The following is a 24,672-nucleotide window of genomic DNA, read 5'->3' on the forward strand; positions in this document are numbered from 1 at the left end:
GTCGGGCGGGTCAGGCGTCCGAGGGCAGCCACGGCCGCAGCGGTTCGATATCCACGCCATCCGGCGCATACCAGACCTTGCGCGTGGGATCCCAGCGCGCGCCCAGTTTCTTGACGTGTTCCTTGTCGGCGTAGGGGACTTTCAGGTCCCGCCGTCCGGCCGCCGGCGCGCCACGCGCCGCACCGGCGGTGGACGCGGAGGGGCGAGCGGCCGCCGCCGTCCGCGTCGGGCGCAGCGCCTGGTTGGCCAGCACGGCGGCGTCGGCGCGGGCCCGGGTCGCCCCGATTTCCATGCGCGCGATGTAAGGGCTGCGCCGGCCTTCGTCCGCGGGCGCGATCAAGGTCAGCCGGCTGCGCGCGCGCGTCGCCGCCACGTAGAACAGGTTTTCTTCCTCGCGCGCGGCCCGCAAGGGATGGGGGAATTCGCCGACGGCCAGGAAAGGCAGGATGACGTGATCGAATTCCTTGCCCTTGGCCGATTCGACGCATTCGAGCAGCACCAGGTTCTTGCTACGGCGCGCGGCCACGAAGGCGTCGGCCGCGCCGATCCAGGCGGCGAAGTCCCGCAGCGAGCGGCCGGACGCCCGCGCCGCCGCGACGAAGCCCTGGACCGAGCGCGTGACCACTTCGGTGTCGTAGGGATGGACATACAGTCGCTGGGCCAGGTTTTCCACCGCCACGTCGGCGCAGATCCGCAGCAGCGCTTCGTGCGCGGGCGCGTCGTCCGGCAGGCCGCGCACATGGTCGACCGCGGCGGCCATGTGGCGGCGCGCGGTCTCGGCGCCCACGCGCTGGATCTGGTACTGGAAAAAAGTCTTGAGCAGTTCCGGCTGCTTGGCGATGTCGCGCTTGGCCTGTGCCAGTTCGTCGTCCGTCATCGGCACCTCGCCGAACAGCGCCAGGGCCGCGACGATGGCTTCGCGCACCGGCATGGCTTCCACCGTATGCAGGTTGTCCAGGGCGATCGCCAGCATGCCGCGCAGGAAAAGGATTTCCTCGCGCCGCAGGTAGCTGGGCATGGTCTGGGTGCGGTAGCCGATGTCGGCCTGCATCAAGGCGTTCTCGATGGCGATGGACTGGTGGCGGTCGCGCAGGAGGATGGCGCAGCCGTCCAGCGGACGCTTGTCCGCTTTCCAGCGCCGTAGCGCCGCGACGACCTGCGCGGCGCCGGCTTCGGCGCTATCTTCGTCAGGCGTTCCGCTCGGCGTTCCGTCCGGCGCGGCCGGCCCTGCATAGGTCAAGACGTCCAGGTCGGTCTTCACCGGCAGGCCCGAGCGCACCGGCTTGCGCTTGAACGCTTCCATGGCATGGGCCAGATGCGGCCCATGGCGCCACGTCACCGTCAGCGGGTAGTTCACCGTGGCCGGAAAGCGGGCGGCGAAGCGATGGTCCAGGTACTGTTCGTCCGCGCCCAGGCGCGAATGGATCACCTGGTCGCGGTCGCCCGCGCCGACGAAGTACACGCCCTCGCGCGCGAGCAGCGTCTCCAGCACGGTATAGGCGGCCTCGTTCAGGTCATGTAATTCATCGGCCACCACCAGGCGGCAGCCAGGCAGCGCGTCGGCGCATTCGGGAAAATCGCGCAGCAGGCGCGCCAGGTCGTAGGTGGCGTCCCAGGGACCGCGGAATTGCGGCGTTTCGCCGCCGTCCTGGCGCAGTCTTTCGAACTCCTGCGCCCACAGCAGGTCGGTGAGCGATATGCCGCGGTCTTCCGCGACGTGGGCCAGCGGCTGTTCCTCGTCCTCTTCGCCGGTCTCCAGCGCCAGCCGGGCCTTCAGGTTCAACAGGTTGTCCAGGAACTGGCTGACCGCGCTGTCGTGGGTGCGTATTTCCAATTGGTTGGCGTAGGCCGGATAGGCATCGGCCAGGCCCTCCAGCGCGTCGAGCGCCGGCGCCTTGAGTTCGCGCGCCGACAGCAGTTGCTCGGGCGCCTCGTCTTCCAGGCGGGTCAGCACCCGCTGCGCGAACTCGTCCATGGTGAGCACCGTCAACTGCGCCACGGTGGCGGCCGGCAGGCCGACTTCCTGAAGCCGGGCGCGCATCACCTGGCGGGCCTCCGGCGTGAACGTCAGCGCCAGGATGGCCTGCGGCGACAGGCCGCGGGCCAGGGCCTCGCCCACCCGCAGCGCCAGCGTGGTGGTCTTGGCGGCGCCGGCGTTCGCGTGCACCAGGCAGACGCGCTGGCGCGCCAACTGGATGTCGCGTTGCTCGGGCGTGGGGACCAGGCCGGCGGGGATGAATTGAGGCGTGGGACTGTCGGTCATCGGGGCAAGGGGTGTGCGGGTGGGGAAGGGCGGCTTGGCGGGCGATCAGAATTCCACGAACTTGCCGATCACCACGCCGCAGATGGTGGCCGACGCGTCGATTTCGATCAGGCGGGGGCCGGGCCAGTCCGGATTCAGCGCGCGCAGGTACTTGTGCTCGCCCTCGACGACCAGTTGCTTGAACGTGGCTTCCTTGGAGTCCTCGAAGCGCACCACGACGTTGCGGCCATGTTCGGCGGCGACGTCGGGATCGACGAAGATGATGTCGCCGTCCTGGAACTTGGGCTCCATGCTGACGCCGCGCACGCGTAGCGCGAAGGTGTGCGGACCATGGCGGCGCGGGCAGGCATGCCAGATGTCGGCGTCGCCAGGGGCGTAGTTGTCGATGACCTCGGTCAGCGCGCCGGCCTGGACCCAGGAGATCAGGGGCACCTGGCCCTGCATCGGCCGCGTTCGAGCCAGATCGTAGACCGGGGCGGCCGGTTCGACGCTGGCGGTTCCGTCGGCGGACACATCGGCGGTGAGCGCGGCCTGCCGGACGGCGGCATCGGCGGGCGCGGCCGGGGAGGGCGCGGGAATCGCCTGCCTGGGCGGCGCGGACGTGGGCGCTATGTGCATGGACGGGGATGGGGACGGCGACGAGGTGAGCGCCGCGCGCATGGCCGACGGCGTTGCGGGGAGTCGCTGCGGCGTCGTTCCGTCCGAACGCGGGCCGGCGTGGTCCGTATCCAGCCAGTACAGGCCCAGCCCGAAGGCCTGCTCCACCTTGCGCGCCGTGCCGTCGCCGATGTCCTTGGCGCCCGAGGCATAGCGGCTGACCAGCGAAGGCGTGGAATAGCCGAGCGCGTCGGCGGCTCTCGTCTGGCTGCCGCCGCACAGGCGGGCCACGACGTCGATGAAGTTCAGGCGGCGGATTTCTTTGGCGGATCGCATGGCGCGATTTGACCTCAAATTACCGAAAAGGTAAATACCCGGATGGGTAATTTTTAACTTGTTTTATGACCGTTAAGGTAATAGCATTTTTTCCTTGCCGGCGAAGACCCATGGGCGTTGCCGACGGCATTGCCGGCGTGGTGAACGGCGGACGCGGGAGGCCAGGACACGGAGATCGCCGTCTCCCTGGGCTGCGTGATGGAAGGCAAACAAACCCTGCCGGAAGGGCAGGCGAAAACAACGGATAAGGACCGGATGGGTAGAAGGGGCTGGTGATGGATGGTTCACTCAACGACAGCGTACAAATCGCCGCTTGGATCAAATGGGTCTTCGGCAGTGGAGCAATGGGGGCGCTGGCCTCGGGTTTCTTCCTGCTCGCCCGGCGCATGTGGCGCAGCGACCGGATCGACGCCGTGGACACCTCGGAGAGCACGCGCTCGACCAAGGCGCTGGGCGATCTCACCGTTTCCCTGTTCGAAGAGAACCGCAAGCTGCGGGCGGAGCTGGATCACAAGAATGCGATGCTCATCGCCGCTTACCGGGAGATCCTGGGGCGGGATCATGCATCCATGCCGGCGGCAACGGACGCGTGGGAGGCTGCGGAAGTGGCGGATGGGGCGGCCGGCACGCATGCCGCGCCTCCCTGAGCCGGGCGCCGGCCGGTCGGCGGCGCCGGTTCGCGGCCGGGATCGCGGCCGCGGCCATGTGGATCGCATGGGGACGATCCACGCGGCCGGCGTGGCGGGGTCAGTCCTGGCGGCTGGTCACTTCCACCAGGTGATAACCGAACTGGGTCTTGACGGGACCCTGCACCTGGTTGACCGGGGCGCTGAACACCACCTGGTCGAATTCCGGGACCATCTGGCCGCGGCCGAACGTGCCGAGGTTGCCGCCGTCGCGCTTGGACGGGCAGCTAGAGTGTTCTTTCGCCAGTTGAGCGAAATCGGCGCCGTTTTCGATGGCGGTCTTCAGTTCCTTGGCTTTTTCCTCGGTCGAGACCAGGATGTGGCGGGCGGAGGCGAAAGGCATGGTGTTCTCCTTCAAGATGGAAGGGTGAGAGTAACAAAAAAGGCCCCCACGCCGCGCCGCTGCACTGTCTCTGCGCCCAAAGGCGAGAATTTGCCCCGTCCCTATGTTCAGTAATTAATAATAGGTGCCTTATCAATGCGCACATCGTTGCGGCGTCGGAGGGTAGTCATGCAGTGGGAGCGTTTATTGACGCCGCAGCGGCTGGGCAAGCGGGCCGCGCCCGAGCCGCAGGATCCGCGCAGCGAATTCACGCGCGACAACGACCGCATCGTGTTCTCGTCGGCCTTTCGCCGCATGCAGGACAAGACGCAGGTCTTTCCCCTGGCCAAGAGCGACTACGTGCGCACGCGGCTGACCCACAGCCTGGAAGTGGCGTCGGTGGGCCGTTCGCTGGGCATGCGCGCGGCCGAGCGCATCCGGCGCGTCTGCCCGGACGCGGCCGCCGTGGTGCGGCCGGACGAGGTCGGCATGATCGTCGCCAGCGCCTGCCTGGCGCACGACATCGGCAACCCGCCGTTCGGCCACGCGGGCGAATCGGCGATCCAGGAATGGTTCAGCCGCGCGCCCGAAGGACGCGAATTCCTCTCCTGCAGCGGGATGAGCGCGGCCGAACGGGCCGACCTGGAGGCCTTCGAGGGCAATGCCCAGGGCTTCCGCATCCTCACCCGCCTGCAGTATCCGCAGCAGCGCGGCGGCATGCACCTGACGGCGGCCATGCTGGCGACCTTCGCCAAATACCCCGGCGCGTCGACGGCGGCCGACCCGGCGGGCGAGGCCGTGAGCCGCCACAAGTTCGGCTACATGCAATCCGAGGCGGACCTGTTCGAGGAAGTGGCGGCGATGACGGACCTGCCGCGCCGGCCCGGTCCCGTCGCGGCCTGGCATCGGCATCCGCTGGCCTTCCTGGTCGAGGCGGCCGACGACATCTGCTACCACGTCATGGACATCGAGGACGGCTACAAGGCCGGCGTGGTGAGCCATGAACAATTGCTGGCCCTGCACCAGCCCTGGCGCGACGCGCATATCGACGGCCGCGCGCAGGCCATGGGCACGGACGCGCAAAAGGCGGAGTTCTACCGCGCCAAGACCATAGGCAAGCTGATCGACGACGTCGTCGACCGGTTCGAGGCCTGCCTGCCCGGCATGCTGGACGGCAGCTTCGATCGCGAGCTGATGGTCGGCATTCCCCGGGCCGCCGAATTCAAGCGCTTCAAGGAGGTCGCGCGCGAACGCGTCTACCGCCACCAGGCCGTGCTGGAAATCGAGGCCTGCGGGTTCGAGGTCATCAGCGGGCTGCTGTCGGCCTTTCTCGGCGCGGTGGAGGACAACGCGGCGCGCGGCGAGCAGGGCCAGAGCGTGCGCACCCGCACGCTGTTGCACCTGATGCCGGGCGCGCACCGAGAGTTCGCGGCGCTGTCGCCCTACGAACGCGCCCTGTGCGTGACCGATTTCGTCTCCGGCATGACCGACACCTACGCGGTCGAGTTCTATCAACGCATCCGGGGGATCTCGCTGCCATGAAGCGCATCGTCGTCGGCCTCATCTTCTCGTTCCTGATGTTCTTCGTGGCGCTGTGCTTCTTCGGCGCCGCCCGAGGGAACGACACGCTCCATTTTCCCGGCATCGGCATCGAGCCCGCCGAACTGGGCAAGCTGCTGTTGCTGGCCGCGCTGCTCATCCTGCCCTTCTGGCTGACCTTGCAGATCGACGCCAGGCGCCGGACCCGCCTGACGCGCTACGCCATCCTGGCCAGCCTCGCCGTGCTGGCGTTCTTCCCGCTCCCGTTCCAGGGCGAGTTGCGGCACCCCGCGACGAATCGCGACGGCACGCCCATGATCGACCAGACCTTCAACGACGGCCGCCGGGTCCAGGCCTTCGACGGCCTGTTCGGCTACGCGCCGTTCTGGAACTCCTATTACGTGCGGCCTGCCCGCCACCCCGACTACGACCGCCGGAACAACGAGACCCGCGACCTGCAGGAAGGCAACGCCTTCTGGGGCAAGCGCACGAGCTACCGGCTCTATCCCGACAACGAGAAGGACGACCGCGAGTGCCGCGAGGCCGTCGCCTGGCATCTCCTGGGCTTCTATTACGACGATCGGAAAGACCGGCGGATGCCGTTCGAGATGTCGCCGAAGACGGATCCGCTTTGCCGTCCGGTGCAGGTGCCGGAGGGACTGGTGCGCCGGGACAGGCCCGTCATCGGGATCCCCGCCCTGCCCGGCGGCTGAGGTCTTCTAGCCGCCGCGGTACGCCACGTATCGGTCCAGGACCGCCAGCAGGAGCAGTCCGAGGACCCAGGCCGCGAGCACGCCGCGCGGGGGCAGCAGGCCGGGCAAGGCGGGCGTTTCGGCTTCGGGGGCGCCTTGGGCAACCTGGGCGGCATGGCCGGGCATGCCGCCATCGCCAACCACGCCGGCCGCACCAGTTACGCCGGCCGCGCGGTTGCGCAGGTAGGCGCGGTAGGCCGTGCGCTGCCAGCACCAGATGACCTGCGGGATGACGAAAAGGAAGTTCAAGGCATTGAGCGGCGCGCCCATCGCGCCCATGAACAGGACGACGAGCAGCGTCTGCGGCAGGTTGGCGGCGTCCCGCCATGAACCGGTGATCGTCATGGCGACGGTCGCCAGCAGCCCGATCGCGATCCAGAACGCGAAGTACCCCACCAGCCCTTGCCACAGCGCGATCGGGTAAATGAAGTCGCGCAGCGCCGCCTCCCGGTCCGCGGCGCTCGCCCCGGGCCGGCCCCGCAGGCGGCGGCGCCAGGATCGCCACCAGACCCGCCCCGCACCCAGCAGGCCGCCCAGGCTCAGGAATATCGTGAGGATCTGCGGGCCCCGATCGTCGTCGGGCTTGGGGGCGAGGAGGCTGTCCAGCAGGCCGCTCAGCGGACGGCCGTCCCACGTGTTCAGCAGCACGCCGAAGGCGAGCGCCACCGCGCAGGCGCCCAGCAGCCAGATCAGGATCAGCTTGGGCGCCAGCCGCTGGCGGGCGAAGGTGGGAGCGAAGAGGGCCATGGGGCCGTACTTTACCCCGCGTCCGGGTCCGGCCGCTTGGGTTAACCCTATAAGGGTATTTGCTGGCACAGCCAGACTTGTCCTTGCAGCAGTAATTACTTGTTTGCCAAGGCGGCGCCCGCAGGCCGATGATGATTTCATACGGCGGCGCATCACGTCCCCGTCCAGCGGACCGGTTCCCCTGGGCAAGCCGCCGCTCCACGTCTTCGAAACACGGCACAACATGGCAAACACGCAGGCAGCATGCAGGGCGGGCGTAGACATCGGTGGCACGTTCACCGACGTCGCGTTGGAATACGAAGGGCGGTTGTCCACCGCCAAGGTGCTCACGGACTACGAAAAGCCCGAGCGGGCCATCGTCCAGGGCTTGAAGCTGGCTGCCCAGGAAGCCGGCATTTCCCCGTCCCTCATCCGGTCGATCGTGCACGGCACCACGCTGGCGACCAACGCGCTGATCGAGCGCCGCGGCGCCAGGACCGCCTTCATCACCAGCGACGGCTTCCGCGACGTCATCGAGATGCGCAATGAAGGCCGCTTCGAGCAGTACGACCTGGCCATCCAGTTGCCCGCGCCGCTGATCCCGCGCCGCGACCGCTTCGCGCTGAAGGGCCGCCTGGACGCCAGCGGGCGCGAGCTGGTGCCGCTGGACCTCGACGGCCTGGACCGCATCATCGACGAGATCCGCGCCGGCGGCTTCACCAGCGTGGCCGTGGGCCTGATGCACAGCTACCGCAACGGCGCGCACGAGCGCACGGTGCGCGAGCACCTGCTGCGCGCGCTGCCCGGCGTGGCCGTCTCGATCTCCAGCGAAGTTTCGCCGCAGATCCGCGAGTTCGAGCGCTTCAACACCGTTTGCGCCAACGCCTACGTCAAGCCGCTGATGTCTTCCTACCTGAACCGCCTGGCCAGCGCGCTGGCGGAAGAGGGCATGCGGTGTCCGCTGTACCTGATCCACTCCGGCGGCGGCCTGATGTCGCTGGCCAGCGCGGCGGAGTTTCCCGTGCGCCTGCTGGAGTCGGGCCCGGCGGGCGGCGCCATCTACGCGAGCCACGTGGCCGCGCGCTACGGGCTGGACCGCGTGCTGTCCTTCGACATGGGCGGCACCACCGCGAAGATCTGCCTGATCGAGGACCTGAATCCCAAGACCGCGCGCACCTTCGAGGTGGCCCGCACCTATCGCTACAAGAAGGGCAGCGGCATGCCCATCTCCATCCCGGTGATCGAGATGGTGGAAATCGGCGCCGGCGGCGGCTCCATCGCCCACGTCGACGACCTGAAGCAGGTCCGCGTCGGCCCGGAAAGCGCCGGCTCCGAGCCGGGTCCGGCCTGCTATGGCCGCGGCGGCGAGCGGCCCACCGTCACCGACGCCGACCTGGTGCTGGCCAAGCTGGACGCCAAGCGCTTCGCCGGCGGCTCCATCACCCTGGATACCGACGCCTCGCGCAAGGCCATCGACGCGCACGTGGCCCGGCCGCTGAACGGCGAGACCGTGCAGGCCGCCTACGCCGTGGCCGAAATGGTGGACGAGAACATGTCCAACGCCGCGCGCATGCATGCCGTCGAAAGCGGCCGCGACCTCAGCGAGTACGCCATGATCGCCTACGGCGGCGCGGCCCCGCTGCATGCCGCCCGCCTCTGCGAAAAACTGGGCATGGACCGCCTGCTGGTGCCGCCGGGCGCCGGCGTGGGCTCGGCCATCGGCTTCCTGCGCGCGCCCTTCGGCTACGAGTCGCTGCGCAGCGCCGTGATGCGCCTGAGCCGCTTCGACGCCGAAGTGGTCAACGGCATGATCGCGGAAATGAACGAAGAGGTCTCCAGCTTCCTGCATGAGACCGGACACACCGGCGCCACGCTGCGCGAGCTGCGCGCCTACATGCGCTATGCCGGCCAGGGCTGGGAAATCCCGGTGTCGGCGCCCATGGCGGTGGTCGACCAGGCGGGGCTGGAGGTGCTGCGCGCCAACTTCGTGCAGGCCTATACCCAGTTGTTCGGCCATGAAGTGGCCGGGCTGGACGTGGAGGTGGTGAGCTGGTCGCTGTCGCTGCGCAGCGAAGTGCCGCCGCCCGAGCGCGTCAAGGCCAGCCTGGGCGAGGCCGCCGCCTCGCGCAAGGACTATCCGCCGATCGACAGCCGTCCGGTCTTCGACGCCAAGACCGGCGACTTCCTGGACTGCGCCATCTACGACCGCGCCAGCCTGCCGGTCGGCCTGCGCCTGGACGGTCCGCTGATCGTCACGGAAAAGGAAACCTCGTCGTATGTCAGCCCGGGCTACAGCCTGATCCTGCAAGAGGACGGTTGCCTGCTGATTCAACGTGCACAGAAGGAAGCTGCGTAATGAACGTGAGCAAAAAGGGCGCAACCGCCATCCGCGTCCGCGAACAAATCATGTGGAACCGGCTGATCGCGGTCGTCGAGGAGCAGGCCGTCACGCTGGTGCGCACGGCTTTCTGCACCAGCGTGCGCGAGGCGGGCGACCTGTCGGCCGGCGTCTTCGACGCGCAGGGCCGCATGATCGCCCAGGCCGTCACCGGCACGCCGGGCCACGTCAACTCCATGGCGGAGTCGGTGGGACACTTCGTCGCCAGGTTCAGCGGCAAGCTGTCGCCCGGCGACGTGCTGGTCACCAACGACCCCTGGATGGGCACCGGACACCTGCACGACATCACCATGGTCACGCCGGTTTTCCGCGGCGCGACGCCGCGCCTGATCGGCTTTTTCGCGTCGACGGCGCACGTGGTGGACATCGGCGGCCGCGGCTTCGGGCCGGACGCCGGCGAAGTCTACGAAGAAGGCATCTGCGTGCCCCTGATGAAATTCCACAAGGGCGGCGAAGTGAACGAGGACCTGATCGAGATCCTGCGCAGCAACGTGCGCGAACGCGACCAGGTGATCGGCGACTTCCATTCGCTGGTGGCCTGCAACGACACCGGCCGCCGCCGCCTGGAAGCCATGATGGACGAGTTCGGCCTGGACGACCTGCAGGAGCTGGCGGAATTCATCTTCGAGCACAGCGAACGCGCCACGCGCGAACGCCTGGCGGCCTTGCCGGCCGGCAGCCACGCGTACGAGATGCGCGTGGACGGCTACGAGCAGCCGATCGACCTGCGCGTCAGCGTGCAGGCCAGGGACGGCGCCATGTACGCCGACTTCAGCGGCACCTCCGGGCCCAGCCGCTACGGCATCAACGTGCCGCTGACGTACACCAAGGCCTATGCCTGCTATGCCTTGAAGTGCGCGCTGGCGCCGGACATTCCCAACAACTGGGCTTCGCTCAAGCCCTTCGAGATCACCGCGCCGGAAGGATGCATCCTCAACGCGCCGCGGCCCGCGCCGGTGGCCGTGCGCCACGTGCTCGGCCACCTGATCCCCGACGTGGTGCTGGGCGCGCTGCAGTCCTACCGCCCGGACCTCATCCCGGCCGAAGGCGCCAGCGCCCTGTGGAACCTGCAGATGCGCTTTACCGGCGTGCGGCCCGACAACAGCCAGTCGCGCCATGAAATGCTCATTTTCAACACGGGCGGCACCGGCGCGCGTCCGGCCAGCGACGGCCTGAGCGCGACGGCCTTTCCCAGCGGCGTGCACACCATGTCCTCCGAGGTCACGGAAAGCATCGGGCCCATCATCGTCTGGCGCAAGGAACTGCGTCCCGACTCGGGCGGCGCCGGCAAGTGGCGCGGCGGCCTGGGCCAACGCATCGAGATCGGCGCGCACGACGGCTATCACTTCACGCTGAACGCCATGTTCGACCGCGTCGCCTATCCGGCGCGCGGGCATGAAGGCGGCGGCAGCGGCGCGGCCGGCATGGTCGGCATGGACGACGGCGCCGTCATGCAGGCCAAGGGCACGCAACTGATCCCCGAAGGCCGCCGGCTGGTGCTGGACCTGCCGGGTGGCGGCGGCTACGGCGCGCCGGCCACCCGTCCGGCCGCGCTGGTGCAGCGCGACGTCCGCGACGGCTACATCAGCGAAGCGCAGGCGCGGCGGGACTATCCGCACGCCTTCGAGTAAACGGTAAACCGGCATGCCGGGAAGCGGGCCGGCCGGCCCGCTTCGTATTGCGTCCAAGGTCCGGGCACGGGGAGTGCCCGAGCATAAGGGGAACACGATGGCTATCAATGCAGCGCAGGCATCCAATGAGCTGCGGTTCAAGGGCGCGCGCGGCGGCTCGGACGCGGACGTCCAGGCCGCCGCGCCGCGCAAGGTCGGCAAGGAAGAATTGAATCGCGTCGTCCTGGCCTCGGTGGTGGGCAGTTTCGTCGAGTGGTTCGAATTCTCGGTCTACGGCTACCTGGCGAGCGTGCTGGGCAAGGTCTTCTTTCCGGCCAGCGCGCCCGGCACGCAGCTCATCGCCTCGCTGGCGGCCTTCGCCATCGCCTTCTTCGCGCGGCCGTTCGGCGGCATCATCTTCGGCCCCATCGGCGACCGGCTGGGCCGCAAGCAGGTGCTGACCGTCACCATCCTGATGATGGCGGTGGCGACCTTCGCCATCGGCCTGATTCCCTCGCACGACACCATAGGCATGGCCGCGCCCGTGCTGCTGGTGCTGCTGCGCCTGCTGCAAGGCATCTCGGCGGGCGGCGAGGGCAGCGGCGCGGCCATCTACGTGGCCGAATACTGCTCCGACAAGCGCCGCACGGCGATCACGAGCTGGATCGAGGTCGGCTGCATCAGCGGCTTCGCGTTCGGCGCCACCATCACCACGGTCCTCACCACCTTCTTCACCCCGGAACAGATCTTCGCCTGGGCCTGGCGCGTGCCTTTCCTGCTGGCCCTGCCGCTGGGCGGCATCGGCCTGTACATCCGCAAGCGCCTGGAGGAATCGCCCGCTTTCGAGGCGGTCAGCCAGAACAAGAAATCCCACGCCAACGCGGGCTGGAATTACCTGTTCTCCAAGTGCATGCGCCTGGTGCTGGTTTCCTGCGGCATCATCATCGTGACCAACGTTACGCTGTACACGGTCACCACCTACATTCCCACCTACCTGATCAGCACGCTGACGATAGACGCGAAGTCCGGCTTCCTGATGTCGCTGGGACCGCAACTGTTCCTCATCGTCATGATCCCGGTCATGGGCGCGCTGGCCGACCGCGTCACCCGCAAGCGCCTGATGCTGGCGGGCAGCTTCGGGGTGCTGGTTCTGGCGATTCCCTGCTTCAATATGCTGGTGTCGGGCGACTACGCGGTCAAGGTCGCGGCCTTGCTGGTCCTGAACCTGTGCCTGGCGTCGCTGCTGGGCTGCATCTATTCGATCATTCCGGCGCTCTTTCCCACGCAGGTGCGCTTCACCGGCATGGCCGTCAGCTACAACGTGGCGGTGGCCCTGTTCGCCGGCACCGCGCCCATGCTCAACGCCTGGCTGATCCAGCAGACCGGCAACAAGATGATGCCCGCCTATTACCTGATGTTCGGCGCGGTGCTGGGCATCGTGGCCCTGTTCTACAGCCGCGACAACACCGGGCAGCCCATGCCGGGGGACGAGCCGCGGCCGGAGTAGTTGGCTGGACTGGTTGGCTGGAGCCGCAGCCGCCGGCCCGCCTCCCTTCAGGCGTCGGCGTATTGGTCCGGCCGGCACTTCGACGCGTAGCCGACCACGCTTTCGGTGCAGACTTCCTCCAGCAGCCAGCGGGTGAACTGCATGAGGATGGGCGAGTGCCGGCGGTCCGGGCGCACCAGCAGGCTGAAGCGCGGGATGTGCCCGGCGGGTAGTTGCTTCAGCAGGTCCAGGCCGAAGGGCGCGACCAGGCGCCCGGCGTCGACGCCGCGCACCGCGTCCGCGTAGGAAATCAAGCCCACGCCCAGGCCCGCCAGCACGGCCTCCATCATGGCGGCGTGCGTATGCAGCATCATGATGGGTTGGGAAGGGCGTTGCGTCACGCCCAGCAGCTTGAGCGTGTCTTCCCACAGCGAATTGGCCACCAGCGGCACGACCACCGAGTGCTTGAGCAGGTCCTCGGGTTGTTCGACCGGCAGCCGTTCCAGCAGCCCCGGCGTCGCCACCAGCACTTTCAGGTCGTCGATCAACGGCGTTTCGACGAAATCGGGCGGCGCGCCGTAGCTCCAGTGGATGGCGGCCTCCAGCCCCTTGTTGTTGAACTCGTCCAGCTCCACGCCGATGGCCATGCGCACGTCGATGTCCGGCACCGACGACGTGAAGCGTCCCAGGCGGGGCACCAGGAATTCGGTGGCGAAATACGGGCTGACGTAGAGATAGAGCTGCTGCTTGGCGGTCGCCGGCTGGATGGCGTCCACGCCCTCGGCGAAACGGTCCAGCCCGTCGCGCACGTGCTTGTAGAACTGCTGGGCGGCGTCGGTGGGCGTCAGGCTGCGCGCGCTGCGCTGGAACAACTGCTGGTCGAGATGAGATTCCAGTTGCTTGAGCTGCAGGCTCACCGCCTGCGGCGTCAGGCAAAGCTCCCCCGCGGCCTGGCGTATCGAGCCGTGGCGCATCACCGCTTCGAAAATACGCAGGGTGTTCAGGGGAGGCAGGCGGTAACGCATGGTCGTGGCTGAACCTCGTCCCGCGTGGAGCGGGACTGGGACGGGAGTCGCGGATTACGGATTCCGATCATAGTCGGAAAATGTCCCGCGCCGCGGCGGAACAATCGCCGCGATTATCGGCGGGGCGGCGGGATATTCGTTCGTCCAGGCGCACAGGCAAAGGCCGGCGAGCCCGGTACATTGCGCGGTCCTGGAACTTTCGGAGGCTAGTCCCTTGCGTGCTATCGGTTCTTTCGGCGGGGTGAAGCGCGGGCCGGCCGGCTCCGGCGCCGACGCCGCCGTCCATCTTGCGCCGGCAATATTCAAGGACGTCCCGGGCGCCAAGGACGTCCCGGGCGGCGGCAGGAAATCGCTGGTCGCATGCCTGCTGGACGCCGTGGCCAGGCGCCCGGCATCGGTGTCGAAGACCTGGTCCCGGTATCGGGCGTGCGTCGGGGACCGGCATCCGCCCTGTCAACTGCGAACGGACGCCCGGGAGGCGTTGTGGGATTTCAGCATGGAGGAATTCCGCCGCGTGCTCGCCACGCTGGAAATGCGCGCCGCCGACGCCCGCCCGGTCCAGCGCGCCATGCTGCTGGCCGCCCTGGACATCTGGTGCGAGCTTCATCCGCTGCCGGCCACCCGGCAACCGGACGGCGGCATGGACACGCACCTCAGGCGCCACGCGCTGCGCGCCGTCCTCCAATCCCCGTTCCGCGAGGGGCGGGCGCCGCGGCGGGGCCGGGCGTCCTGAGCCGGCCTGGCCGCGTCCTCGCTTCCTTTCCGTTACTGCGGCGAGACCGTTCCGCGCAGATTGGCGCGTTCCACGGCCTTCTGCACCGTGCCGTTGGCCACCGATGCCTGCACGAAGTCCTTCACGAAATCCTGGCCGGCTTCGCGTCCCTTGGGCACGCCGATCGCGAAGTGCTCCATGCCCCAATGATCGGGCAGCACGCGCGAACCCGGCAGCTTGTCGCTCAGTTCGTACAGGATGGCGTCGTTGGTCGCGAAGGCGTCGATCCTGCGCTTGCGCAGCATTTCCACCGCCTGGGCCAGCGTCGGCACCGGCACCAGCCTGGCCTTGGGATAGAGCGGCTTCAGCTCCTCGCTCGTCGAACTGCCCTTGCTGACGCCGATGCGCAGGCCGCGGCGCTTCAGGTCGTCCAGTTTCTTCAGCCGCGAGTTCTTCACCACCAGCGCGCTCTTCTCCACGTCCAGCACCGTGGGCGAGAAGTCCATGGTCTGCGCGCGTTCCTCGGTCGCATTGGTGAAGGTGAAGTCGGCGTCGCCGTTGGCCACGGCCTGGAGGGCCTCGGCGTTGCTTGGGAAGACCTTGGGTTCGAAGGGCACGCCCAGTTTCTGCGCGAAGGCCTGGCCGACGTCGTAGCCCACGCCGCGCGGATCGTCGCCGTCCTTGCCGGCCACATAGGACGTCGGGCTGCCCTGGTACATCGCGACGCGCAGGGAACCGGTCGGCGCCAGCACGTGCTGGGTGGCGACCAGGCTTTGTTTGGCGGCGTCTTCCGGGTTGGTGTGGGCGCAGCCTTGCAGCAGCGCGGTCAGCGACAGGGCAATGGCGGCCAGGGTATTTCTTTTAAACATAATTTCTCCTAACGGCGTTGGGCGAGCATTCGTCGATGCGTCGGTGGCGCGGGGCTGCCCGGCATGGCCGCATGAAGGCTTGCGAGGGATGCCGGCGCCGGCGCGGGGGGCGCGCCGGGCGGGATGATACTGTTGTCCTGAAACAAATTGCTGACGCCAAGCTGTCCAAAAATAACGGCGTGGATACTAGTTGTATCCACGCCGGCGGGGAAACGCGCGGGAGAGGCGGGATCAATCCACCTTGAGATGGTTGTCGTCGATCAGTTTCTTGTAGACCTGGAGTTGCGACCTGGTGAGGTCGCCCAGTTCCTGGGGCGACGAACCGCGCGGCACCGCCCCCTGGGCGGCCAGCTTTTGTTGCACGTCGGGGTTGGCCAGGGCCTTCTTGATGGAGGCGTTCAGGCGGTCGACGATGGCCGCGGGGGTATTCCTGGGCGCGACGACGACGAACCAGGATTCGAAGGTGAAGGACACCGAGCCGGATTCCGACAGGGTCTTCACGCCGGGCAACTGCGCCAGTTCCTTGGCCGAGCACACGCCGATCAGGTCCAGCTTCTTGCCGTCGACCAGGCTCTTGACGGTGGGCAGCGCCTCGAAGGCCGCCTGGACCTCGCCCGCCGCCACGCCCACCGCGGCCTGCGACGCGCCCTTGTAGGGCACGTGCACGACGTTCAGGCCGTTGCGCGCGGCGAACAGGGCCATGGCGATGTGCTGGGGGCTGCCTATCCCGCCGGAGCCGTAGTGCAGCTTGCCCGGGGCCGCCCTGGCCGCCGCGATGAAATCCGCGGCGCTCTTGTAATGCAGGCTGGGGGTCGTCACCAGCCCCCATTCGAAAGTGGTCGCCAGCGAGATGGGCGTGAAGTCGCGCACGGGGTCCCAGGGCATGTTGGACTGCATGTTGGGCACCATGGTCAGGATGCTGTCGTTGTAGCCGCCCAGGGTGTAGCCGTCCGGCGCCGCCTTGGAAACGCGGTCGGCGCCGATGATGCCCGCGGCGCCCGGCTGGTTCTCGACGACGACCGCCACGCCCAGGTCCTTGGCCATTTCCTGGGCGACGAGCCGCGCGGCATTGTCCACCGCGCTGCCGGCCGCCAGCGGCACGATCATGGTGATGGCGTGGTCGGGATAGGCCGCTTGCGCCGCGGCCGCATAGGCGCCGGCCAGCGCGCAGGCCGCGAGCAATGCCTTGCGCAGGGTGTTCGCCAAGGTGTTCTTCATGGTGGATCTCCTCATGTTCTGTCTCCCCTCGTGCCGGGTCCCGGAAGCCGGATCGAATTGTCGGGACGCGGCGCTAGATCTTGATGTTGAGTAGTTTTCCGGCGTTGCCGTTGAGGATCGCGGCGCGATGGGCGTTCGACATGGGCGTCGCCAGCACCTGATCGACCGGATGTTGTTCCCAGGGAATGGGATGGTCGGTGCCCACCACGACCTGGCCGATTCCCACTTGCGAGATCAGGAAGTTCAAGGCTTCGGGCGTGAACACCATGGCGTCCACGTGGATCCGGCGGATGTACTCCGACGGCTTGTGCTTGAGGACGATGCCGGGGTCGCAGTTCGACGGCGACACGTAGCAGGACCGGTCCGAGCGCGCGGCGTACGATCCCAGGTAGCCGCCGCCGTGCGCGGCGAGGATCTTCAAGCGCGGAAACTTGTCCAGCGTGCCCTCGAAGATCAGGTGTTCCAGCGCGATCGTGGTGTCCAGCGGATTGCCGATCACGTTGGACAGCCAGCCGTTGCCCTGGAAGCGCTTGGCCAGTTCCGGGGTGCTTTGCGGATGGATGAAAAGCGTCGCGTCCAGTTCCTGCGCCTTGGCCCATACCGGATGGAAGCGCGGATCGGAGAAGGAGACGCCGCCCACGCTGCCGCCGATGGCCGCGCCGCGCAGGCCCAGGTCCTTCACGGCATGTTCCAATTGCTGGACCGCCAGGTCCGGAAACTGCAATGCCAGCGAGGCGAAGGCCGCGAAGCGTTCGGGATAGGCGTGGATCAGCGCGGCGAAGCGCTCGTTGTGGATCTTGCAGATGGCGTCCGCCGTGTCCCTGTCCTTGCCGTACCAGAACGGATTGATGGACAGGACCTCCAGGTCCACGCCCATCGCGTCCATCGCCGCCAGGCGGCCCGCGACGGCCGCCTTGTCGTCGGCGGGGATGAAGTGCTCCTGTACGCCCCGCACCGGCGGCAGCACCTTCTTCGCATCGTCGCCCATCAGGGCGATCGCGTCGTGAAAGTAGCAATGCGCGTGGGTGTCGATGACCTTCACCCGCTTGCCGTTGATCCTCAGGGCGGGCGGTGCCTTGGCCGGCTTCGCCGGTCCCGGCCCGGCCGCGCGCGCCGCGTTGCGCAGTCCGCAACCGCAGAACATGATGCCGGCGCTCGCGGTTCCGGCCAGAAATCCTCTGCGCGTCACCATCGCTGTCTCCTTTTTTCGATCCGCCGCCGGTCTGTGCGCCGGCGTCGCGGGGATGCGTCTCGTGGGGGTACGGGCCCTCTGCTGCTACGTCGTCTTCGGTATGGATGCAAGGGCGCGGCGCCTTGGGCGGCCGCGCCGGGACTACGGGAGCGGCGCGGCGCCGACGCTGCGCGCCAGCTCGTCCAGCGTCGCGATCAGTTCGGGGTGCAGCGGCACGCCGTGGGCGATGCGCTCGTCATACGTCATGGCGGACTGCTCTCCCGGCAGGCGTATCTCCTGCGCGCCGGGCAGCGGCGCCGAGGATTTCATCTGGGCCCAGATGTCGTCGATGCAGTCCTCGAACCGCGCCAGCGGCATGAAGGCGGAGACGTCGATGGCGGCCACGGCCTGGCCCGTATTGGTCACGCTCTTGAAATCCTTGTTGAAGTCCACCACGTCCCGGCCGAAGGCGGCGCCGTTCAGCGTGCCGGCCAGGACGCCGAACATCAGGGCCAGGCCATAGCCCTTGGGCCCGCCGATGGGCAGCAGGAAGCCTTCGTCCGAGCGCTTGGGGTCCCGCAGCGGCTTGCCGTCGCGGCCCACCATCCAGCCTTCCGGCATGGACTCGCCGCGCTGCGCCAGGGCCTTGACCTTGCCATAGGCGGCGGTGGTCGTGGCCATGTCCAGCACGATGGGCGGCCGGCTGGCCGCCGGCACGGCGATGGCGATGGGATTGGTCGACAGCAGCATGTCGATGCCGCCCCAGGGCGGCATGTGGTTGGCGCTGCCGACGGCCATGTAGATGCCGATCATTCCGTGCGCCAGCGGCATGCGGGCGTACAGGCCGGCCGGCCCGGCATGGTTGCTGTGGCGGGTGCCGACCCAGCCTATGCCCGAATGGCGCGCCTTCTCGATGGCGAGATCGGCGGCGCGCTTCATGACCAGGTGGCCCATCGCATTGTCGCCGTCGAGCAGGGCGGTGGCGGCGCGTTCCTCGACGATGCGCATGTCGGGATGCAGATTGATGCCGCCGGCGCGTATGCGCTTCACGTAGGCCGGCAGGCGGAACACGCCATGGGCATCGGCGCCGCGGGCATCGGCCTGCGCCATGATGCCGCCGACGGTCGCGGCGTCCTCGGCGGGCATGCCGACGGCGGCCAGGACACCGGAAATGAAACGCTGGAGGTCGGCGACGGGAATGGACGCCTGGCGGTCGACGTGCGAGCGGTTTGCGTTGGACGTGGTCATCTTTTTGTGTGGTTCGCGGCGGCGGGGCGCGCGCCCTTGCGCCGCGCGTCATGGCGGCCCGCGGCGGCGCCCGCGATCCCCTTCCGGACACGGATCGTCCGGTGCCCAGGCAGTATAGGAAGGCGGCGCGCGGAGAACTAATACCGTTTTCCACGCGGAGCCATAGCATTTTGATCTGGCTGGGCGGCGCCCGCGACCAGGCGGGTTCGCGGCAACCGCCCCGCGCGCCGGCGCGGCTACGGCCGCGTCATTCCACCACGCCGATCTTCGCGCGATTGCACAGCCACCAGCCGTAGGAGGGCGGCCACATCTGCCATTTGGGATCGGCATCCAGCTCTTGCGATGCGTGCAAGGCCCAATGCGGGTCGACCAGCGCCTGGCGGCCGACGGCGACCAGGTCGGCGCGATCCTCCGCCAGTATGGCTTCCGCCTGGGCGCCGTCCAGGATGGCGCCCACGGCCATGGTCGGCATGCCGACCCGATGGCGGATGGCGTCGGCATACTTGACCTGGTGGCCCTTGCGGATGGACTGGCGCTTGTGCACGAAATTCATGCCCGAATTCTCGGCGCGGATGCCGCCCGAGGAACAATCGATGAGATCCACGCCCAGCTTGCGCAGCGCGCCGGCATAGACATAGCTGTCTTCCAGGGTCCAGCCGTCGAGGCCGGGTTCGATGTCCGGGCGCCAATCGACGCAGGAAATGCGGAAGAACAAGGGCTTGGATGCCGGCCAGTTCTTGCGCACCGCCGCCGCGACTTCCAGGGGAAAGCGCATGCGGCCATGGATGTCGCCGCCGTACGCGTCGTCCCGGTCGTTGTTCACGGGAGAAAGGAAGGAGTGCAGCAGGTAACCGTGGGCGGAGTGGATGTCCAGGACCTCGAAACCGGCCTCGGCGGCGCGCGCGGCGGCGCGGCCGTAGGCTTCGACGATCTCGCCGATCTCCTCCACGCTCAGCTTGTGCGGCACGTTCCAGCCTTGCACCGTGCTGCTGCCGGTGGCGCTGACCGGTTGCCAGGGCGGTTCGCCGCGGCAGGCCTCCGTTTCGCCCAATGGGCCGAGGCCTTCCCAGGGCCGCTGGCGCGAGGACTTCGGGCCGGCATGATGAAGCTGCGCGGCCGGCAGCACGCCCATGGATTTCATGAAGGTGGCGATGCGGCGCAGGCCCGGTATCTGGTCGTCGGTCCAGAGCCCCAGGTCGCCGTAGGTGTTGCGTCCGCGCGGGTCCACCATCAGGGCCTCGGTCATGACGGTGCCGAAGCCGCCCACCGCGAAGCGCGCCAGGTGCTGGAAATGCCAGTCGGTCGCGATGCCGTCCTGTGCCGCCTTGTACATCTGCATGGGGGCCAGCACGGCCCGGTTGGGAAACGTGACGCCGCGCAAGGTGTAGGGGCTGAACAGCCGGGTTTCCTTCCTATCGCGATTGGTGTCGACGGCGGGGATGATCATCATCGGGCTCCGTAATCCATGGGGGGGGCGCGGTCTCAAGCCGGGCCGCGTCCTTTCATCAGGCGCCGGTCCTTGAATTCCAGCGCGGCGTAGACGGCCGGCATGAACCAGGGCGTGCCGTTGAAGAACGGGATCGACCTGGGCGGCCGGAAATCGAAGGCGGTCCGGCCGGCTTCCCGGTCGCCGAGCAACTGCGCGGCGGCCTTGCTGCCCAGCCAGCGCGCCCATACCACGCCCGACCCGCAGAAGCCGGTGGCATAGAGCACGCCGTCGCGGGTGAAGATGCGCGGGATCATGTCGCGGTGCATGGCGACGTAGCCGAACCAGCTATGCGACAGGCGCACCTCGCGCAGGCCGGGAAAGATGCGCGCCAGCTCCGTGCGCAAATGCGCGGTCGGCCAGGACGGGTCGCCGGAGATCGTGCCGTCGCGGCCGCCGAAAAGGATGCGGCTGCCGTCGGGCGAAGGGCGGTAGTAATAGCTGAGTTCGCGGCCGTCGCTCATCATCATGCGGCTGGGCATGAGCGTGTCCATGACTTCGGGCGCCAGCGGCTCCGTGGCGACGATGCGGCTGCGCACCGGCACCACGCGCCGCCGCAGCCAGGGATCGAAGCCGTTCGTGTAGCCATTGGTGCAAACGAGGACCTGGCCGGCGCGGATCGTGCCGGCGTCGCTGCGCACGTCGAAGGCGCCGTCGCGCCGCGCGATGCCCAATACCGCGCTGCGGTCCCGCACCAGGGCGCCGGCGGCCAGGGCCGCCTTCAGCAGGCCGGCGTGGAACTTGCCGGGATGCAGGCCGCCGATGTCCATGCGCACGTTGCCGCCGCGATAGAAATCCGTGCCTATGTATTTGTGCTGCTCCGCCGGCGGGACGGCGTAGGACTCGATGTCCAGGGTGCGCGCGAGGCGGTCGGCCTCGCGCGCGCCGGCCTCGTACTCGGCCGCCGTCATGGCGCCGGAAAAGCGGCCGACCAGCGCGTAGTCGCAGTCGATGCCCTCGGTTTCGATGAAGCGGCGCAGGTCCTCGCGCGCCGCCTTGCCCTCGGCGACGATGCCCTGCGCGCGCTCGCGGCCGAATTTGCGTTCCAGTTCGGCGAGGGGCGGACGGATATTGCCGCTGGTGATGCCGCCGTTGCGCGTGGATGCGCCTTCCCCCGGATGCTGGCGGTCCAGCACCAGCACGGAGCGGCCGGCGCGCGCCAGGACCAGGGCCGCGGCCAGGCCGGCGTACCCCGCGCCCACCACCAGCACGTCCACGGAAGCGGGCGGCGCGGCCTGCGGCAATGCGCTCAGCGGGGCGGCCTCCCACCAATAAGGCGTGCTCTTGGTCGCGAGTTCGGGCGGGTCGTCGTTCACGGCGTCTCCAGGACGATGGCAGGGGGTGTTCAGCGGCGGCGTGCGGCTTGCGGCTCAGGCCGCGGTCAGTTTCTCGATGCCGTACAGCTTGTTGATGACGAGCAGCGCGGCCACGGCGATCAGCATCTGGATGGTCGAAATGGCGGCGATGGAGGGATCGAACTGGTTCTGCATATAGCTCAGCATGACCACCGGCAGGGTGTTGGTGGAGGCGCTGCCGAAGAAGAAGGACAGCGGCAGGTTGTCCATCGAGATCAACACGGCGAACATGCCGCCCGCGAAGATCCCGGGCCTGATGGCCGGCAGCGTGACGAAGCGGAAGGTATTCCAGCGCGACGCGCCGAGCACGGCGGCGGCTTCCTCGATGTCGTGCGGCACGCTCCGGTAGACCGCCAGCACCGTGCGGGCGATGTAGGGAATGGCGACCACCGTGTGGGTGATCATCAGCGACAGGAAGGAGACGCCCAGCGACATCGCCGACAGCATGTACAGCAGCGAGAACCCCAGGACGATGGCCGCGACGGAGATCGGCGCCAGCAGGAAGGACGAGACCGCGCCGGCCAGGGGCGAATGGGAGCGCGCCGCCCACAGCGCGGCGGGCACGCCGAGGATGGCGCCCAGCAGCGCCGAGCCCAGGGCGATCTGCAGGCTGACTTTCAGCGACTGCATGAAGGGACCGTATTCGAATGCCACCCGATACCAGCGAAGGCTGAGCGCGTGTATGGGAAAGGCGATGTAGCTGGCGTTGGAGAAGGACACCACGACCACCACGATCATCGGCAACAGCAGGAAGATCATGAAGCAGAGGGTGTAGATGCCCAGCGCCAGGGCGGCGCGGTTGCGGCGTGGGCGCCGGCGCGGGGGGAGGACCGCATCGTTCATGTCGTCTTGCCTCCTAGGCGGATACCGTCCTGCGCCGGACGTAGCGCAACTGGAGAACCAGGGCAATGACCGAGCAGAACAGCAGGACATTGCCCATGGCCGACGCGAAGGACATGTCCTGCGTCAGCGTGAACTGCTGGTAGATCAGCAGGGACAGCGTGTTGACCTTGCCGCCGCCGAGCAGCAGCATGGTCAGGAAGCTGCCGTTGGTCAGCACGAAGACCAGGATGCAGCCGGTGGCGATGCCGTCCATGCTCAAGGGCAGCGTGATGCGGAAGAATGCCTGCAGCGGCGTGGCGCCGAGGATCTGCGCGGATTCCTCCAGGCGCCGGTCGACGCCCTTGAGCACCGCGGCGATGGAAAGGACCATGAAGGGCACGAGCACGTGGACCAGGCCGACGTACACCATGAGCTCGCTGTCGATGATGCGCAGCGGCTTGTCTATCAGCCCCAGTTGCATGAACCAGTTGTTGAACAGGCCCTTGCGCGCGAACAGCACGGTCCAGCCGAAGGTGCGCATGATGATGGACGTCAGCAGGGGCCCGATCAGGCAGAACACGATGAGCGGATTCCAGCGCCCGGCATGGCGCACTATGAAATAGGCGACCGGATAGCCGACGATCAGGCAGGCGACGGTGCTGATGATCGAGACCACGAAGGTCTCGACCACGATGCCGGAGTAGTAGGCGTCGGTGAACAGCTTCGCATAGTAGGCCAGGGTGAAGGCGCCGTCCGGCGACGTGAATCCGCGCGCCACGTTGCCCGCCAGGGGCAGCACGAAGAAGCCGAGCAGGAACAGCACCGCCGGCAGGGCCCAGGCCGGTCCGAGCTGGCCGACCAGCGACGCGCGGCGCGCGCGGACGGCGCCCGCCGCGGCCTGTGGGCCGTGGGAGGAGGGCAGGGAAGTCGCCATGGTTTTGCCGGATTGCGCGCTGACGGTCATAGGCGGTTCTCCGCGGCGGGGAGAACGATGGAGTATTGCGGCTTGAAATGGATGCCGACGATCCCGTCCAGGGGATGGTCTATCGGTTCGTCCTCATACACGTAGACCGGCTTGTCCGCGCCATCCACGTTCAGTTCATAGACGTAGTAGCTGCCGCGGAAGACGGAGGCGCGCACCCGCGCGGGGATGCCGCCGCCCATGGTGTCCAGGCTCATCCGTTCCGGACGCAGCGCGATGCGGATTCGCTCCCCTTCGCGCAGGCTGGCGGGAGGCGCGACGCCGACCACGGCCTGCGATCCGTCCAGGCGCACCGGCACCAGCCCGTTCGCGGGCTGGCCCACGACCACGCCCGGCAGGATGTTGGCCGTGCCCAGGAACTCGGACACGAAACCGCTTTGCGGACGCTCGTAGACCTCGATGGGCGTTCCCACCTGGACGACGCGGCCGGTCGACATGACGGCGATGCGATCGCTCATCGTCAACGCTTCTTCCTGGTCGTGGGTCACGATGATGGCGGTGATGCCCAGGTTCTTCTGGATCTCGCGCAGCTCGAACTGCATGCTTTCGCGCAGGTTCTTGTCCAGCGCGCCCAGCGGCTCGTCGAGCAGCAGGATGGCGGGGTCCGTCACCAGCGAGCGCGCCAGGGCCACGCGCTGTTGCTGTCCGCCGGACAACTGGTGGGTGCCGCGCTCGGCAAGATGCTCGAGCCGCACCATGCGCAGCATCTCCATCACCCGCTTCTCGATGTCCGCGGCGGGCCGCTTGTGCATCTTCAGGCCGAATGCCACGTTCTCCGCCACGGTCATGTGGGGGAACAGGCTGTAGTTCTGGAACACCATTCCCAGGCCCCGCTTGTGGGGCGGCAGTTCGGTGACGTCGCGCTCGCCGATATAGACGCTGCCGGTGTCGGGCATGCCGAAGCCGGCGATGATGCGCAGCGTGGTGGTCTTGCCGCAGCCCGACGGACCCAGCAGGGCCAGCATCTCGCCCGGCCGGACTTCCAGCGACAAGGGGTGCAGTGCCTGCAGGCCGCCGTAGCTCTTGCTGATCTGGTCGAGCCGCAAAGGAAGGGATTGCCGCATGTCAG

Annotated in this window: 21 protein-coding genes; 7 read left to right on the top strand and 14 right to left on the bottom strand. The window is 68.1% G+C overall.

The features are described 5' to 3' along the window. Window positions 1-10 precede the first annotated feature (10 nt). Complete coding sequence (locus CAL29_RS01240; protein WP_094851195.1) at window positions 11-2,263, bottom strand: UvrD-helicase domain-containing protein; 2,253 nt, start codon at window positions 2,261-2,263, stop codon at window positions 11-13. Window positions 2,264-2,308: 45 nt separating this feature from the next. Further along, window positions 2,309-3,196, bottom strand: a complete 888-nt coding sequence (locus CAL29_RS31920) for a LexA family transcriptional regulator (protein WP_256977110.1) — start codon at window positions 3,194-3,196, stop codon at window positions 2,309-2,311. Window positions 3,197-3,471: 275 nt separating this feature from the next. Between CAL29_RS31920 and CAL29_RS01250 the strand changes: the two genes are divergently transcribed. Then, complete coding sequence (locus tag CAL29_RS01250) at window positions 3,472-3,843, top strand: hypothetical protein (protein ID WP_143277580.1); 372 nt, start codon at window positions 3,472-3,474, stop codon at window positions 3,841-3,843. A 100-nt stretch (window positions 3,844-3,943) separates the two neighbouring features. Here CAL29_RS01250 and CAL29_RS01255 read toward each other — a convergent pair whose 3' ends face one another. After that, on the bottom strand, window positions 3,944-4,225 hold the full coding sequence (locus CAL29_RS01255; protein ID WP_094851197.1) for a peptidylprolyl isomerase: 282 nt from the start codon (window positions 4,223-4,225) through the stop codon (window positions 3,944-3,946). A 168-nt stretch (window positions 4,226-4,393) separates the two neighbouring features. On the opposite strand from CAL29_RS01255, the gene CAL29_RS01260 reads away from it, so the two are divergent. Further along, on the top strand, window positions 4,394-5,746 hold the full coding sequence (locus tag CAL29_RS01260; RefSeq protein ID WP_179283864.1) for a deoxyguanosinetriphosphate triphosphohydrolase: 1,353 nt from the start codon (window positions 4,394-4,396) through the stop codon (window positions 5,744-5,746). Beyond that, entirely contained in the window at window positions 5,743-6,456 is a 714-nt protein-coding gene (locus tag CAL29_RS01265) for a hypothetical protein (RefSeq protein WP_094851199.1), read from the top strand. The genes CAL29_RS01260 and CAL29_RS01265 overlap by 4 nt, the downstream gene beginning before the upstream one ends. A gap of 6 nt (window positions 6,457-6,462) precedes the next feature. Here CAL29_RS01265 and CAL29_RS01270 read toward each other — a convergent pair whose 3' ends face one another. Further along, entirely contained in the window at window positions 6,463-7,242 is a 780-nt protein-coding gene (locus CAL29_RS01270) for a hypothetical protein (RefSeq protein ID WP_094851200.1), read from the bottom strand. A gap of 223 nt (window positions 7,243-7,465) precedes the next feature. On the opposite strand from CAL29_RS01270, the gene CAL29_RS01275 reads away from it, so the two are divergent. The 3 genes from CAL29_RS01275 to CAL29_RS01285 all read left to right on the top strand — a co-directional run bounded on the left by CAL29_RS01275 (window position 7,466) and on the right by CAL29_RS01285 (window position 12,736). Continuing rightward, complete coding sequence (locus CAL29_RS01275; RefSeq protein WP_094851201.1) at window positions 7,466-9,577, top strand: hydantoinase/oxoprolinase family protein; 2,112 nt, start codon at window positions 7,466-7,468, stop codon at window positions 9,575-9,577. Then, window positions 9,577-11,250 (top strand): hydantoinase B/oxoprolinase family protein, encoded by a 1,674-nt coding sequence (locus tag CAL29_RS01280; RefSeq protein ID WP_094851202.1) that lies wholly within the window; start codon window positions 9,577-9,579, stop codon window positions 11,248-11,250. Before CAL29_RS01275 ends, CAL29_RS01280 begins: the two co-directional genes overlap by 1 nt. A gap of 97 nt (window positions 11,251-11,347) precedes the next feature. Beyond that, window positions 11,348-12,736, top strand: a complete 1,389-nt coding sequence (locus CAL29_RS01285; protein ID WP_179283865.1) for an MFS transporter — start codon at window positions 11,348-11,350, stop codon at window positions 12,734-12,736. 47 nt (window positions 12,737-12,783) lie between these two features. Here the strand turns inward: CAL29_RS01285 and CAL29_RS01290 are convergent, their stop codons facing one another. Beyond that, window positions 12,784-13,740 carry a LysR substrate-binding domain-containing protein gene (locus CAL29_RS01290; RefSeq protein WP_094851204.1) on the bottom strand — a complete coding sequence of 319 codons (957 nt, stop codon included), beginning with the start codon at window positions 13,738-13,740 and terminating at the stop codon, window positions 12,784-12,786. A gap of 214 nt (window positions 13,741-13,954) precedes the next feature. Between CAL29_RS01290 and CAL29_RS01295 the strand changes: the two genes are divergently transcribed. After that, on the top strand, window positions 13,955-14,473 hold the full coding sequence (locus tag CAL29_RS01295; RefSeq protein WP_143277581.1) for a hypothetical protein: 519 nt from the start codon (window positions 13,955-13,957) through the stop codon (window positions 14,471-14,473). A gap of 32 nt (window positions 14,474-14,505) precedes the next feature. Here the strand turns inward: CAL29_RS01295 and CAL29_RS01300 are convergent, their stop codons facing one another. The 9 genes from CAL29_RS01300 to CAL29_RS01340 form a co-directional block, all read right to left on the bottom strand. Further along, a complete protein-coding gene (locus CAL29_RS01300; protein WP_094851206.1) occupies window positions 14,506-15,321 on the bottom strand; it encodes a transporter substrate-binding domain-containing protein in 816 nt (271 codons plus the stop codon). 231 nt (window positions 15,322-15,552) lie between these two features. Beyond that, complete coding sequence (locus tag CAL29_RS01305; protein WP_256977111.1) at window positions 15,553-16,539, bottom strand: Bug family tripartite tricarboxylate transporter substrate binding protein; 987 nt, start codon at window positions 16,537-16,539, stop codon at window positions 15,553-15,555. Between the two features lie 73 nt (window positions 16,540-16,612). After that, window positions 16,613-17,731 (bottom strand): amidohydrolase family protein, encoded by a 1,119-nt coding sequence (locus CAL29_RS01310; RefSeq protein ID WP_094851207.1) that lies wholly within the window; start codon window positions 17,729-17,731, stop codon window positions 16,613-16,615. Window positions 17,732-17,872: 141 nt separating this feature from the next. Further along, window positions 17,873-18,958, bottom strand: coding sequence for an Ldh family oxidoreductase (locus tag CAL29_RS01315; RefSeq protein ID WP_094851208.1), 1,086 nt, complete (start codon window positions 18,956-18,958; stop codon window positions 17,873-17,875). A gap of 247 nt (window positions 18,959-19,205) precedes the next feature. Continuing rightward, a complete protein-coding gene (locus CAL29_RS01320) occupies window positions 19,206-20,408 on the bottom strand; it encodes an NADH:flavin oxidoreductase/NADH oxidase (RefSeq protein ID WP_256977113.1) in 1,203 nt (400 codons plus the stop codon). Window positions 20,409-20,440: 32 nt separating this feature from the next. Beyond that, window positions 20,441-21,760, bottom strand: a complete 1,320-nt coding sequence (locus tag CAL29_RS01325; RefSeq protein ID WP_094851209.1) for an NAD(P)/FAD-dependent oxidoreductase — start codon at window positions 21,758-21,760, stop codon at window positions 20,441-20,443. A gap of 54 nt (window positions 21,761-21,814) precedes the next feature. Then, window positions 21,815-22,642 carry an ABC transporter permease gene (locus tag CAL29_RS01330; protein ID WP_094851210.1) on the bottom strand — a complete coding sequence of 276 codons (828 nt, stop codon included), beginning with the start codon at window positions 22,640-22,642 and terminating at the stop codon, window positions 21,815-21,817. Between the two features lie 13 nt (window positions 22,643-22,655). Next, window positions 22,656-23,585 (bottom strand): ABC transporter permease, encoded by a 930-nt coding sequence (locus CAL29_RS01335; protein ID WP_256977115.1) that lies wholly within the window; start codon window positions 23,583-23,585, stop codon window positions 22,656-22,658. Then, window positions 23,582-24,667, bottom strand: coding sequence for an ABC transporter ATP-binding protein (locus CAL29_RS01340; protein ID WP_094851211.1), 1,086 nt, complete (start codon window positions 24,665-24,667; stop codon window positions 23,582-23,584). The genes CAL29_RS01335 and CAL29_RS01340 overlap by 4 nt, the downstream gene beginning before the upstream one ends. Window positions 24,668-24,672 lie beyond the last annotated feature (5 nt).

The sequence above is a fragment of the Bordetella genomosp. 10 genome (assembly GCF_002261225.1).
GTDB lineage: Bacteria > Pseudomonadota > Gammaproteobacteria > Burkholderiales > Burkholderiaceae_B > Bordetella_C.

Excerpts from the sequence above, each read along its gene's own strand:
- CAL29_RS01250 (WP_143277580.1), top strand. The coding sequence starts at position 3,472 with ATGGATGGTTCACTCAACGACAGCGTACAAATCGCCGCTTGGATCAAA.
- CAL29_RS01260 (WP_179283864.1), top strand. The coding sequence starts at position 4,394 with ATGCAGTGGGAGCGTTTATTGACGCCGCAGCGGCTGGGCAAGCGGGCC.
- CAL29_RS01290 (WP_094851204.1), bottom strand. The coding sequence starts at position 13,740 with ATGCGTTACCGCCTGCCTCCCCTGAACACCCTGCGTATTTTCGAAGCG.
- CAL29_RS01310 (WP_094851207.1), bottom strand. The coding sequence starts at position 17,731 with ATGGTGACGCGCAGAGGATTTCTGGCCGGAACCGCGAGCGCCGGCATC.
- CAL29_RS01305 (WP_256977111.1), bottom strand. The coding sequence starts at position 16,539 with ATGAAGAACACCTTGGCGAACACCCTGCGCAAGGCATTGCTCGCGGCC.
- CAL29_RS01330 (WP_094851210.1), bottom strand. The coding sequence starts at position 22,642 with ATGAACGATGCGGTCCTCCCCCCGCGCCGGCGCCCACGCCGCAACCGC.
- CAL29_RS01270 (WP_094851200.1), bottom strand. The coding sequence starts at position 7,242 with ATGGCCCTCTTCGCTCCCACCTTCGCCCGCCAGCGGCTGGCGCCCAAG.
- CAL29_RS01275 (WP_094851201.1), top strand. The coding sequence starts at position 7,466 with ATGGCAAACACGCAGGCAGCATGCAGGGCGGGCGTAGACATCGGTGGC.
- CAL29_RS01285 (WP_179283865.1), top strand. The coding sequence starts at position 11,348 with ATGGCTATCAATGCAGCGCAGGCATCCAATGAGCTGCGGTTCAAGGGC.
- CAL29_RS01255 (WP_094851197.1), bottom strand. The coding sequence starts at position 4,225 with ATGCCTTTCGCCTCCGCCCGCCACATCCTGGTCTCGACCGAGGAAAAA.
- CAL29_RS01335 (WP_256977115.1), bottom strand. The coding sequence starts at position 23,585 with ATGACCGTCAGCGCGCAATCCGGCAAAACCATGGCGACTTCCCTGCCC.
- CAL29_RS01280 (WP_094851202.1), top strand. The coding sequence starts at position 9,577 with ATGAACGTGAGCAAAAAGGGCGCAACCGCCATCCGCGTCCGCGAACAA.
- CAL29_RS01340 (WP_094851211.1), bottom strand. The coding sequence starts at position 24,667 with ATGCGGCAATCCCTTCCTTTGCGGCTCGACCAGATCAGCAAGAGCTAC.
- CAL29_RS01240 (WP_094851195.1), bottom strand. The coding sequence starts at position 2,263 with ATGACCGACAGTCCCACGCCTCAATTCATCCCCGCCGGCCTGGTCCCC.
- CAL29_RS01315 (WP_094851208.1), bottom strand. The coding sequence starts at position 18,958 with ATGACCACGTCCAACGCAAACCGCTCGCACGTCGACCGCCAGGCGTCC.
- CAL29_RS01320 (WP_256977113.1), bottom strand. The coding sequence starts at position 20,408 with ATGATGATCATCCCCGCCGTCGACACCAATCGCGATAGGAAGGAAACC.
- CAL29_RS31920 (WP_256977110.1), bottom strand. The coding sequence starts at position 3,196 with ATGCGATCCGCCAAAGAAATCCGCCGCCTGAACTTCATCGACGTCGTG.
- CAL29_RS01265 (WP_094851199.1), top strand. The coding sequence starts at position 5,743 with ATGAAGCGCATCGTCGTCGGCCTCATCTTCTCGTTCCTGATGTTCTTC.
- CAL29_RS01300 (WP_094851206.1), bottom strand. The coding sequence starts at position 15,321 with ATGTTTAAAAGAAATACCCTGGCCGCCATTGCCCTGTCGCTGACCGCG.